The sequence below is a fragment of the Sphingomonas sp. VDB2 genome, from assembly GCF_047946695.1.
Classification (GTDB): Bacteria; Pseudomonadota; Alphaproteobacteria; order Sphingomonadales; family Sphingomonadaceae; genus Sphingobium; species Sphingobium bisphenolicum.
The window spans coordinates 780,893-793,145 of the sequence record NZ_CP159615.1 but is presented as its reverse complement, the minus strand read 5'-3'; the positions used below and the strand labels follow the sequence as shown (position 1 = coordinate 793,145).

The 12,253-nt window shown below is 64.9% G+C and carries 10 protein-coding genes; 4 read left to right on the top strand and 6 right to left on the bottom strand.

Features of this window, described 5'->3' with window-relative positions; genetic code table 11:
* Positions 1 to 14: 14 nt before the first annotated feature.
* The 5 genes from kdpB to secA all read right to left on the bottom strand — a co-directional run bounded on the left by kdpB (position 15) and on the right by secA (position 7,347).
* Positions 15 to 2,048 (bottom strand): potassium-transporting ATPase subunit KdpB, encoded by a 2,034-nt coding sequence (kdpB, locus tag ABT375_RS03990; RefSeq protein WP_416464204.1) that lies wholly within the window; start codon positions 2,046 to 2,048, stop codon positions 15 to 17.
* Positions 2,049 to 2,060: 12 nt separating this feature from the next.
* A complete protein-coding gene (kdpA, locus tag ABT375_RS03985) occupies positions 2,061 to 3,764 on the bottom strand; it encodes a potassium-transporting ATPase subunit KdpA (protein ID WP_416464203.1) in 1,704 nt (567 codons plus the stop codon).
* A gap of 12 nt (positions 3,765 to 3,776) precedes the next feature.
* Positions 3,777 to 3,866, bottom strand: coding sequence for a potassium-transporting ATPase subunit F (locus tag ABT375_RS03980; protein WP_224546205.1), 90 nt, complete (start codon positions 3,864 to 3,866; stop codon positions 3,777 to 3,779).
* Between the two features lie 259 nt (positions 3,867 to 4,125).
* Positions 4,126 to 4,482 carry a PilZ domain-containing protein gene (locus ABT375_RS03975; protein WP_224546206.1) on the bottom strand — a complete coding sequence of 119 codons (357 nt, stop codon included), beginning with the start codon at positions 4,480 to 4,482 and terminating at the stop codon, positions 4,126 to 4,128.
* Between the two features lie 129 nt (positions 4,483 to 4,611).
* On the bottom strand, positions 4,612 to 7,347 hold the full coding sequence (secA, locus tag ABT375_RS03970; protein ID WP_416464202.1) for a preprotein translocase subunit SecA: 2,736 nt from the start codon (positions 7,345 to 7,347) through the stop codon (positions 4,612 to 4,614).
* A 283-nt stretch (positions 7,348 to 7,630) separates the two neighbouring features.
* On the opposite strand from secA, the gene ABT375_RS03965 reads away from it, so the two are divergent.
* Genes ABT375_RS03965 through ABT375_RS03950 form a run of 4 tightly spaced genes read left to right on the top strand, consistent with a single transcriptional unit; the run spans position 7,631 to position 11,851 of the window.
* Positions 7,631 to 9,178, top strand: coding sequence for an ArnT family glycosyltransferase (locus ABT375_RS03965; RefSeq protein ID WP_416464201.1), 1,548 nt, complete (start codon positions 7,631 to 7,633; stop codon positions 9,176 to 9,178).
* A gap of 32 nt (positions 9,179 to 9,210) precedes the next feature.
* A complete protein-coding gene (gene argJ, locus ABT375_RS03960) occupies positions 9,211 to 10,437 on the top strand; it encodes a bifunctional glutamate N-acetyltransferase/amino-acid acetyltransferase ArgJ (protein WP_416464200.1) in 1,227 nt (408 codons plus the stop codon).
* Entirely contained in the window at positions 10,437 to 11,231 is a 795-nt protein-coding gene (locus ABT375_RS03955) for an inositol monophosphatase family protein (RefSeq protein WP_416464199.1), read from the top strand. The genes argJ and ABT375_RS03955 overlap by 1 nt, the downstream gene beginning before the upstream one ends.
* A gap of 11 nt (positions 11,232 to 11,242) precedes the next feature.
* Positions 11,243 to 11,851 carry a glutathione S-transferase family protein gene (locus ABT375_RS03950; protein WP_416464198.1) on the top strand — a complete coding sequence of 203 codons (609 nt, stop codon included), beginning with the start codon at positions 11,243 to 11,245 and terminating at the stop codon, positions 11,849 to 11,851.
* A gap of 55 nt (positions 11,852 to 11,906) precedes the next feature.
* On the opposite strand, the gene trxA is transcribed toward ABT375_RS03950, so the two are convergent.
* The gene (gene trxA, locus ABT375_RS03945) at positions 11,907 to 12,227 is read right to left on the bottom strand and encodes a thioredoxin TrxA (protein ID WP_066602036.1); all 321 of its coding nucleotides are present in this window, start codon (positions 12,225 to 12,227) and stop codon (positions 11,907 to 11,909) included.
* Positions 12,228 to 12,253 lie beyond the last annotated feature (26 nt).

Genomic DNA, 12,253 nt, shown 5'->3' with positions numbered 1-12,253 from the left:
AAAATCCTTTTCGATCAGGCGAGGCCGAGGCTGTTGACGGCCATGTCGATCAGCTTGATCCCCACGAACGGCGCGACCAGTCCGCCCAAACCATATATGGCCAGGTTCCGCGCCAGCAGCGGCCCCGCGCCGATCGGCCGATAGGTCACGCCTTTGAGCGCCAACGGCACCAGGCAGGGAATAACCAGCGCATTGAAGATGATCGCGGACAGGATCGCGCTTTGCGCCGTGCCCAGCCCCATGACGTTTAGCACGCCAAGGCCGGGGTAGAGCGTCACGAACATCGCCGGGATGATCGCGAAATATTTGGCGACATCATTGGCGACCGAGAAGGTGGTCAACGCGCCGCGGGTCATTAGCAATTGCTTGCCCAGCCCCACTACCTCGATCAGCTTGGTGGGATCGCTGTCCAGGTCGACCATATTGCCCGCTTCGCGCGCCGCCTGCGTGCCGGTGTTCATCGCCACGCCGACATCGGCCTGGGCCAGCGCGGGCGCGTCATTGGTCCCGTCGCCACACATGGCGACCAGCCGCCCGCCCTGCTGCTCCTTGCGGATCAGCGCCAGCTTGTCCTCCGGCGTCGCCTGCGCCAGAAAATCGTCCACCCCGGCCTCGGCCGCGATCGACGCGGCGGTCAGCGGATTGTCGCCGGTGATCATCACGGTGCGGATGCCCATCTGGCGCAATTCGCCGAACCGTTCGCGGATGCCCGCCTTGACGATGTCCTTCAGAAAGATCGCGCCGAGCAGCCGGCCATCCTGCGCCACCGCCAGCGGCGTACCGCCCGCGCGCGCAATCTCGTCGGTGATGCGGCGTAGTTCGTCGGCATCTCCAACCGCATTCGAGCCAAGCGCTTTCAGCACGGAATCCACCGCGCCCTTGATGATACGCACGCCGCCGGTTTCCACGCCGGAAATACGTGTCTGCGCCGTGAAAGGAATGACTTCCGCGCCGTCGGGCAAAGCCTGCGCCGTCTGCCCGAAGCGTTCGCGCGCAAGCAGCACGATCGACCGGCCTTCCGGCGTCTCGTCCGCCAGGCTGGCGAGCAGCGCGGCTTCCGCCAGTTGTGCCTGGCTGGCGCCGCCCACAGTGCGAAACTCGGTCGCCTGCCGGTCGCCCACGGTGATCGTGCCGGTCTTGTCGAGCAACAGCACATCGATATCGCCCGCCGCCTCGACCGCCCTGCCCGACTTGGCCAGCACGTTGAACCGCACCAGCCGGTCCATCCCGGCAATGCCGATGGCGGACAGCAGCGCCGCGATAGTGGTCGGGATCAGGGTGATGAACAGCGCCGCCAGCACCGCGACCGGGATCGCCCCGCCGGCATAATGGGCAAAGCTGGGGATCGTCGCCACGGCGATCAGGAAGATGATGGTCAGGCCGACCAGCAACAGCGTCAGCGCGATCTCGTTGGGTGTCTTCTGCCGCTCGGCCCCCTCGACCAGCGCGATCATCCGGTCGAGGAAACCCTGCCCCGGATTGACTGTCACTTGGACCTTGATCCGGTCGGAAATGACGCGCGTCCCTGCGGTGACGGCGGACCGATCGCCGCCCGCCTCGCGGATCACCGGCGCGGATTCGCCGGTGATAGCGGCTTCGTTGACCGACGCCACGCCCGCCACGACTTCGCCGTCGGACGGGATCAAGTCGCCGGTTTCAACCAGCACGACATCCCCCATCCGCAACGCGCTGGCCGTGACGGCGTCGAAAGTCTCGCCGTCCTTTTTCAGGCGCTTGGCCGTCAGTTCTGCTTTCGTGGCACGCAGCGAGGCGGCCTGCGCCTTGCCCCGCCCTTCGGCGAGCGCTTCGGCAAAGGTGCCAAACAATATGGTCAGCCACAGCCAGACGACCAGTTGCAGCTTGAAGCCGAGCGACAGGCTGTCCTGCCCCACCGCCAGCAGAATGGTGAGCAGCACCGCGACAATGGCGGTGGTAAACATCACCGGATTGCGGATCAGTTCGCGCGGAGCAAGCTTACGAAAGGCGTCGCCGATCGCAGGTAGGATCAGGTCGGCGGTGAAGAGCGATTTGGACGCGGTGCGTGCCATGAGGATGCTCCGTTAAAATGTCTGGCCGTGGATCATCGCGAGATGATCGGCGACGGGGCCAAGGGCGAGGCTGGGCAGGAAGGTCAGGCCGCCGACGACCAGCACGATGCCGATCAGCAGGCCGGTCCATAGCGGCCCGGTGGTGGGGAAGCTGCCGGCCGTTTCCGGCGTGTGGCTCTTGGCCGCCAGTCCGCCTGCAATCGCCAGCATCGGAATGATGATGAAGAAGCGGCCGATCCACATCGCGACGCCCAGCAAGCCGTTATAGAAGGGCGTGTTGGCGGTGAGGCCGGCAAAGGCCGACCCGTTATTCCCGACCGCGCTGGTGAAGGCGTATAGGATTTCGGAAAAGCCGTGCGGCCCCTTGTTCAGCGGCCCGGCCAGACCTGCGTCTGTGACGCTGGCGATCGCGGTCATGCCCAATATGACCAGCGGCAGCACGGCGATGGCCAGCACCGCGAGCTTGACCTCGCGCGCCTCGATCTTCTTGCCGACATATTCGGGCGTCCGCCCGACCATCAGCCCGGCGACGAATACGGCGAGGATGGCGAATAGCAGGAAGCCGTAGATGCCCGCGCCGACGCCGCCCACCACCACTTCGCCCAACTGGATATTGAACAGCGGGACCATCCCGCCCAACGCGGTGAAGCTGTCATGCATGGCGTTGACCGCGCCACAGCTTGCCGCCGTGGTGACGACCGAGAAGAGCGCCGATGCCGCGGTGCCGAAGCGGACTTCCTTACCCTCCATATTGCCGCCCGCGACGCCCAGGCCATGCAGGATCGGGTTGCCGGCGGCCTCTTGCCAATAGGCGATGGTGACGCCGACCAGGAAGATGGTCATCATCGCCGCCAATATCGCCCAGCCCTGACGCGTGTTGCCGACCGCCTTGCCGAAGGTGAAGGTCAGGCCAGCGCCGATGACCAGGATCGACAGCATCTGCATGAAATTGGTCAACGCGCTGGGGTTCTCGAACGGATGGGCGCTATTGGCGTTGAAGAAGCCGCCGCCATTGGTGCCCAGCATCTTGATCGCTTCCTGACTGGCGACCGGGCCGAGTGCCAGCCCCTGCTTTGCCCCCTCCAGCGTCGTCACGTCGACCGATCCTGCGAGCGTCTGGGGCACACCGCTCGCGATCAGGAACAGCGCGTAGAGGATGCACAGCGGCAGCAGCAGATAGAGCGTCACCCGCGTCATATCGGCCCAGAAATTGCCGATCGTCGCTGCGTTTCGACGGGCGAAGCCACGGAACAGCGCGAAGGCGAGCGCGATGCCGGTCGCCGCCGACAGGAAATTATGGATCGCCAGCCCCAGCATCTGCGACAGGTTCGACAGCGTCGTTTCCCCCGCATAGCTCTGCCAGTTGGTGTTGGTGGCGAAGCTGATGGCGGTGTTGAACGCCAGATGGTCGCTCGTACCGGCAAAGCCCATCGGGTTGAGCGGCAACAGCCCCTGCAAGCGCAGCACTGCATAAGTGAAGAGCGCCAGCGCAAGGTTGAAGAGCAGCATATGCACGGCGTAGCGCCGCCAGCCCTGCTCCTGTGCCGGGTCGACCCCGGACAGACGGTAAAAGCCTCGCTCGACCGGGCCAAGCACAGCGTGCAGCGGCGTGCGCCGCCCTTCGTAGAGGGCGAACAGCCACAGGCCGAGCGGTTTGGTAAGCGCCAGCAAGATGGCGACAAAGGCCGCGATCAGCAGCCATCCCTGGAAAGTCATCGCGGACCCTCCCTAAAAACGTTCGGGCCGTGCGAGCACGGCGGCGAGGTAGGCGAGAAGGCCGAGCGCGGCGATGGCTGCGAGCCAGAGGTCGAGCGTCATGACGGCCGCCCCCTCACGCATGGTCGCAAAGCGCGACATAGCCAAGGCTTGCCGCCGCCAGGATCAGGATGAGGCCGATCCAGAGGATGTCCTGCATGAAAATTCTCCCGCACGCCGTCGCCGCGAAGGCGGCAGGATCGGCTGCAGGAGGTCAATTAGGCGGTCAGCGCGGTGGAATGCGAGAGGAGGAGCGCGCCGCCGGCATAGTATTTTCGTATGATTTATGAGTCAGGAGTAAATCAGGCGCGAAAGCCCGTCGTCAGGCGTAGCTGCCCGGGCCGATGCGGTGCAGCGTGATCGGGGGATGATCGACCGCATGGACGCGCGCTTCGGCGATGACGGCGAGCGGGTCGATCGCATGGCTGAGCAGCAAGCCGCAGCGATCCGGGCCTTCCCAGATCACCGTCCCGCAAACTTCCAGCCCATCGGCGATCAGCGTCACGCGCTCGCCGATGGTCGGGAGCCAGGCGCCGACAATCAGCGCGCCATAGATGGAGATATTGCGGATCGTGACGGGCTGACTGATCCCATCCCAGTGCAGCATCGCTCCGACCTCGGCGGCCAGGCGGCTTTCGCGTCGGCGTTCGGCGCGGGCGCGATAGGAAATGCTGTCCATGGCCTTCTCTCCCGGTATGCCCCCCGGGATCAGCCTACATTCGACCGATAAAGTTGCGAAAACACTAAGCCGGCTGGTTAACGACCGATTGGCCGCAAAGGAGGACGGGATCGCCCGTCCCCCCTCAATTCAGGCCAGCGCGCCGTGGCAATGCTTGTATTTCTCGCCCGACCCGCAGGGGCAAGGGGCATTGCGGCTGATGTCGAGATTGGCGAACTCGCCGGGCTGGCCGTTACCGACCGGCGCGCGCGGGATGGTGGTGGTGATGCCGCCAAAGCTGCCGCCATCTATGTCCGCGCTGTTGTCCTCGCCCGAAAACGGGTCGATATGGGTGGTGATGAAGTCGGGCAGCACCGGCAGGTCGAACTGCGGCATCGGCGCCTCGTCCATGCGGAACTGCACACGGGCGATCGATCCGGTCACATCCTCGCGGATATTCTCCAGCATCCGCTCGAACAGGGCGAAGGCTTCCTGTTTATATTCGTTGATCGGCGTTTTCTGCGCATAGGCGCGCAGATGCACCACCTGGCGCAACGCGTCGAGCGTCGAGAGATGCTCCTTCCAATGATGATCCAGGCTCTGGAGCAGGATCGATTTTTCGATCATGTGCCAGTCGGACGGATCGACCTCCTTGACCTTCTCCGCGACGGCTTCGTCGGCCAGCGCCGACAGCCGTTCCTCGATCATTTCCGGATCGACGGAATCCTCGGCCAGCCAGGCGTCGAAGTCCGGTTCCAGGCCCAATATCTCGGCCGTGCGGGCCTTAAGCCGCTCCATATCCCACTGTTCAGGATAGGTGCCGGGCGGGCAGGATGCGCCGACCAGGTCGTTCACCGTCTCATGGCGCATGTCGGCGACCACGTCATCGACCGTGTCGGCATCCATGATGTCGGCGCGCTGCTCGTAGATCACCTTGCGCTGGTCGTTCATCACGTCGTCATATTCGACGACCTGCTTGCGGATGTCGTAGTTGCGCGCTTCGACCTTGCGCTGGGCCGTCTCGATCGCCTTGCTCAGCCATTTTGACGGCGGCAATGCCTCGCCATCCTCCAGATTGGAGCGGATCATCTTGGCGAACATCGTGTCCGGGCCGAAGATGCGCATCAGGTCGTCGTCGAGGCTGAGGTAGAAGCGCGACAGGCCCGGATCGCCCTGACGGCCCGAACGGCCGCGCAACTGATTGTCGATGCGGCGGCTTTCATGACGCTCGGTCGCCAGCACGAACAGGCCGCCTGCGGCCAGCACTTCGGCCTTTTCGGCGGCGATCTCGACGCGGATGCGCTCGATCGCGGCGTCGCGCTCCGGCCCCTCGGGCATGTCGCGCAGCTCGTCCTCGACTCGCAGCTCCAGATTGCCGCCCAGTTGGATGTCGGTGCCGCGGCCCGCCATGTTGGTGGCGATCGTCACCACGCCCTTACGCCCGGCCTGCGCGACGATATGCGCTTCGCTCTCGTGGAAGCGGGCGTTCAGCACCGCGTGCGGCACGCCGTCCTGGTTCAGGAACTCGGACAGCATTTCCGACTTTTCGATCGACACGGTGCCGACCAGCACGGGCTGGCCCTTTTCTGCATGTTCCTTGATCGTCCTGGCGATGCCGCGGAACTTGTCCTCGATATTCTTGTAGAAGCTGTCCTGTTCGTCGACTCGCTGCACCGGCTTGTTGGTCGGGATGGTGACGACGTTCATCTTGTAGATTTCATAGAATTCGGTCGCTTCGGTCGACGCGGTGCCGGTCATCCCCGAAATCTTGGGATACATGCGGAAATAATTCTGGAAGGTGACCGACGCCAGCGTCTGGTTCTCCGGCTCGATCTGGACGCCCTCCTTGGCTTCCACGGCCTGGTGCAGGCCGTCCGACCAGCGGCGACCGTCCATCATGCGGCCGGTAAATTCGTCGATGATGACGACCTTGCCGTCCTTGACGATATAATCGATGTCGCGGCGGAACATCACCACGGCGCGCAGCGCCTGGTTCACATGATGCACGACCTGCGTATTTTCGAAATCATAGAGGTTGCTGCCCTGCAGCAGCCCTGCGGTTTCCAGCAGACGCTCGATCTTCTCGGTGCCGTCCTCCGTCAGCGTGACGGTGCGCTGCTTTTCATCCTTCTCATAATCTTCGTCGACCAACTGCTTCACGATCGCGTCGACCGCGACATACAGTTCCGACTTGTCGTCGGTGGGGCCGGAGATGATGAGCGGCGTGCGCGCCTCGTCGATCAGGATCGAATCGACCTCGTCGACGATCGCATAGTTGAACGGCCGCTGGACCATCGACGCGCGATCATATTTCATATTGTCGCGCAGATAGTCGAAGCCCAGCTCGTTGTTCGTCGCATAGGTGATGTCCGCGGCATAGGCTTCGCGCCGCTGGTCTTCGCTGATGTTCGGCACGATGACGCCGGTGGTCAGGCCCAGGAAGCGATAGACCTGGCCCATCCATTCGCAGTCGCGACTGGCCAGATAATCGTTCACGGTGACGACGTGGACGCCCTTGCCCTCCAGCGCGTTAAGGTAGGTGGCGAGCGTCGCGACAAGCGTCTTGCCCTCGCCCGTGCGCATTTCGGCGATTTCGCCGCGATGGAGGACCATGCCGCCCACCATCTGCACGTCGAAATGCCGCATCCCCAGTACCCGCACGCCGGCTTCCCGCACCGTGGCGAAGGCTTCGGGCAGCAGGGCGTCAAGCGTTTCGCCATTGGCCAGCCGTTCGCGGAACTTCGCCGTCTGGCCGACCAGTTCCTCGTCGCTCATGGCCTGCATCGTCGGTTCGAATGCGGCGATCTGGTCGACGGTCTTGCCCAGCGACTTCACATAACGTTCGTTGGACGATCCGAAGATGGACTTGGCGAGTGCGCCGAACATGCAATTTCCTAAGCTACCGAGGGGCGCACGGCTCCCTTGTGAGGAACGCGCGCGGATATGCGCCGCGATTTAGGCACGGCACATCCTTTAGTCAATCAGACTGCGGCTGAACTCGCCCCGTCATCCGCCCTGCCACGCGCGCTGTCGCACGCCCGTCACACTATTGCGCCAGGTGGCATTGGTCGGGCGGCTTTGGTCGGGCGGTGGCGTCATGCCAACGCGAAGGCTTTGCACTTCGCGCAAGCTGCGCCACAAGAGCGCGACAAGAGCAAGGGTCGCACATTTGTTTCGTTCAATCGTTCTGGCGCGCGCGCCCAGCAGCGCCCTGCCGATCGCTACGCTGGTGGCGATGGCGCTGATCCTCTGGTTCGGCCTGACCGCGACCGCGACCCCGTTCGACCATGATGAAAGCCAATATGTCGCCGGCGCCTATTTCAGCAGCCGCCTGCTGATCTTCCGCGACTTCCTCTATCTTCAGCCGCCGCTGCATAGCTGGACCTTCGCGCCGCTCGCCCTGTTCGTCCCCGACCATATGGTGGTGGCGATGCGGCTGGCCACCGCCGTCACCGCCCTGTTTACCCTGGTGACCCTGTGGGCGGGCCAGCGGATCGCGGGCATTTCGCGCGACAGCGCCGCCATCGCGACCCTCCTCGTCGGGGCGACCGCCGCCTTCCAGTTCACTGGCGCCGTCGTGCGCAACGACATGCTGCCGACGCTTTTGTCGTCCATGGGGCTGCTTGTCAGCCTGCTCGCGATGCGCCATTGCACGCGCCGCTATTGGTTCGCGGCGGGATCGCTGTTCGGCCTCGCCATCGCGACCAAACTCAATTTCGCGCCGCTGGGGCTGATGACCGGTCTGTTCGTCATCAGCGCCGGCGGCCGTTGCGGCCTGCGTGCGGCTGGCTGGCTGGCGGCGGGCGCAATGACGGGCATGACGCCGATGCTGGTCGCCTGGGCGCTGGCACCCGATGCCTTCTTCTATGGCGTGCTGACCTTCGGCGCGACCGCGCCCCATGCCTGGTATGCGGTCAATGGCGCATTCGATGAACTGGCGACCGTCGAAAAGCTGACCGACCTGCTCAAATATCTGTGGAAGGGGCCGGCACTTGCCGCCTTGCTCCTGCTGTCGGCCAACTGGATCATGACCCGCCGGCGCGTGCGCTCGCCTGGACGGCGTTTGGCGATCTGGATGACCGCAGGCGCGCTGATCGGCGCGGCGATGCCGACGCCCTCACAGGTGCAATATGTCATGCCGCTGCTGCCGCCGCTGGCGCTGGCGCTCGGCTATCTCCTCGACGACGCGCGGCGCTGGTCGTTCGCGCCGCGTCAGGCCTCGCTCGGCCTGCTCTGTCTCGCCGCCATTCCCGGCATGTTGCCCGCGACCCGGCATGTGGTAGCGATGCTTCGCACGGGATCGCCGGTGCTGGAAGCGGATGCCGCCGCGCGCTGGGCCGGGGCGACGGTCCGCGCCATGGGCCGGGGCAATGCCATCGCCACCCTGTCGCCACACATGATCCTGGGCAGCGGTCTCGATCTCGACCCGCGCTTCGCCGCCGGTCCCTTCGCCTGGCGGACCGGATGGACGATGGGGCCGGTGTTGGCGCGGCAGGTCCACGCCATGATCCCGGCGACGCTGCCCGACATGGACCGCGATCCGCCCGCCGCCATCCTGACCGGCTATGAAGCGGGCACCCGCAAATTGCCGTTGCGGCCCGATGACCCGCTGGTCGCCTATGCTCGCCAGCACGGCTATCGCATAGTGACGATGCCCGATGGCGTAGGGCAACTGTACCTGCGCGATCATCCGTCAGGCCCGTCGCGGAAAGATTGACCCCTGCCCGATTTTGACGCATTTCGCGCGGCATGACCCAGCGCTCGCCCCTTGCACCCGCCTCATTCCCCGACTTGCCCGCCATTGACGGGGTGACGCTACGCACCGCCCGCGCCGGATACAAGGCGTGGACGCGCTGCGACCTCACCTATGTCGAACTGGACGCGGGTACGGCCGTCGCGGGCGTCACGACGCAGAGTAAATGCCCCTCGCCCGAAGTCGAATGGTGTCGGGACGCCATTCCGCTCGGCTCCGCGCGGGCGCTGGTGGTCAATGCCGGCAACGCCAACGCCTTTACCGGCCATCGCGGCCGCGCTGCGGTGGAGGCGATAGCGGCCAAGGTCGCCAATCACCTCGGCTGCCTGCCTTCCGACATCTTCGTCTCCTCGACCGGGGTGATCGGCGTGCCTTTGCCCATCGACAAAGCCGAAGCGGGCCTGGAAGCCGCCTTCACCGCTGCGCCTTGCAACTGGGAAGAGGCCGCGACCACGATCGGCACGACCGACACTTTCCCCAAGGGCGCCCATGTGTCGGCGATGATCGGTGACACGCGGGTGGAACTGGTCGGCATCATCAAGGGATCGGGCATGATCGCGCCCGACATGGCGACGATGCTGGGCTATATCTTCACCGACGCGGCGATCGATCCGGCCCTGTTGCAACAGATGCTGTCGGCGGCGAACCGCAAGAGCTTCTCCTGCATCACGGTCGATAGCGACACATCGACCAGCGACACGGTGCTGGCCTTCGCCACCGGCAAGGCGGGCCATGCGCCGATCACCAGCATGGACGATGCCGGCGCCGACGCCTTCAACGCGGCGCTGCATGACCTCTGCCGCCAGCTCGCCCATCTGGTGGTGCGCGATGGCGAAGGCGCGACCAAGTTCATCGACATCATAGTCGAAGGCGCGGACAGCGACGCCAGCGCCCATCGCATCGCGCTGTCGATCGCCAACTCGCCGCTGGTGAAGACGGCGATCGCGGGCGAGGACGCCAATTGGGGCCGGGTCGTCATGGCCGTCGGCAAAGCGGGCGAACCGGCCGACCGCGACAGGCTGTCGATCCGCTTCGGCGCGACGCAGGTGGCGACCGGCGGCCTGGCGGTCGAGGGCTATGACGAAGCGCCAGTCGCCGCCCACCTCAAGGGACAGGATATCCAGATCGGCGTTGACCTGGGGCTGGGCGAAGGCCGGGCGCAGGTGTGGACCTGCGACCTGACCCACGGCTATATTTCGATCAACGCGGATTATCGCAGCTGATGCTGGAACTGCATGATCCCGTCGTGGCGCTGATGCGATCGGTGGGCCGCGACATCGTCATGCCGCGCTACCAGAATCTGGCCAGCGACGAGATCAGCGAAAAGGCGGCGAACGACTTCGTCACCATCGCCGACAAGGAAAGCGAGATCCGCCTCGCTGAAGGGCTGGCCGCCATCCTGCCCGAAGCCGGGATCATCGGCGAGGAAGCCTGCGCCGCCGACCCCGCCATACTCGACCGGGCGGGCGAAGGGCTGAACTGGATCATCGACCCGATCGACGGCACCGGCAATTTCGCGGCGGGCAAGGCGCCCTTCGGCATCATCGTCGCGCTGGTCGATGGCGGCACGACGCTGGCCGGCTGGATATACGACCCGCTGACTGGACGGCTCTGCCACGCGATGCTGGGCGGCGGCAGCCATGTCGATGGCGAACGGGTGCAGGCCCGCGAAACCGGCGGCGCGCTGCCGATCGCGGCGCTGGCGGTCTATTTCATGTCGGCGGAAGAACGCGCCGACATCCAGCGCCGGTCGCAGGCCAGCTTCACGCTGGTGGACATTCCCCGCTGCGCCGCGGAGCAATATCCCCGGCTGGTGCTGGGGCAGAATGACGTGTCGGTGTTCGCGCGGACCTTGCCCTGGGATCATGCGGCGGGCACTTTGTTCGTCAATGAGGCGGGCGGCTGCTGCCAGCGCACCGACGGCACGCCCTATGTCGTGGGCGACCTCCGCCGCGGGCTGATGGGCGCTTCTTCGCCCCGGCTGTGGGACAAGGCGGCGGCGACGTTGTTCGGATAGAAGGACATGCGATGCTGACGATCTGGGGCCGGTTGAACTCGCATAATGTGAAGAAGATCGTCTGGTTCGCCGACGAGATCGGCCTGCCCTATGTCCGCCACGATGTCGGCGGCGCGTTCGGGATGAGCGCGGATTATCTGGCGAAAAACCCCAATGCGCTGATCCCCACGATCGAGGATGGCGACGTCACCTTGTGGGAATCCAACGCGATCCTGCGCTATCTGGCGGCGCGTTACGCCCCTGCCCTATGGCCCGCCAATCCCGCGGAACGGGCGCAGGGCGACAAGTGGATGGACTGGCAATTCGCCTTTGCCGACGCCCAGCGCGACGCGTTCCTGCAATTGGTGCGGCGCAGGCCCGAACAGCGAGATGGACAGTTGCTGGCGACATCCGCTGCCGCATCGGGCGCGGCGATGCGGATATTGGACCGCACGCTCGCAGTGCAACCATGGCTTTCAGGTGTCGCTTTCGGTGTCGCGGACGTGCCGATGGGCGTCTATGCCCACACTTTCTTCACGCTCGACATGGAACGGCCCGACGTGCCGCATGTGCGTGCCTGGTACGACCGGCTGCGCACGCGACCGGCCTATGCCCAGTCGGTGATGATCCCGCTGACATAGGGGCCGGCTGTGCCGGTCGTGCTAGACCGTTCGGCCCGGCACGACCGCATGAGCATTAGAGAACGCTTTCGATCCAGCCCTTGAGCGCGCTCTTGGGCGCGGCGCCGACCTTGGTCGCGGCCGCTTCGCCATTCTTGAACAGGATCATCGTCGGAATGCCGCGCACGCCATATTGGCCCGGCGCATCAGGATTTTCGTCGATGTTGATCTTGGCGATCGTCACCTTGTCGGCCAGTTCTTCGGAAATTTCTTCCAGAGCCGGGCCGATCATCTTGCACGGCCCGCACCATTCGGCCCAGAAATCGACGAGGACGGGCTTGTCCGAATTAATGACGTCATCCTGGAAGCTGAGGTCGGTAACTGCCTTGGTGGCCATGGGTGATCTCCTTTACTTGAAACGCT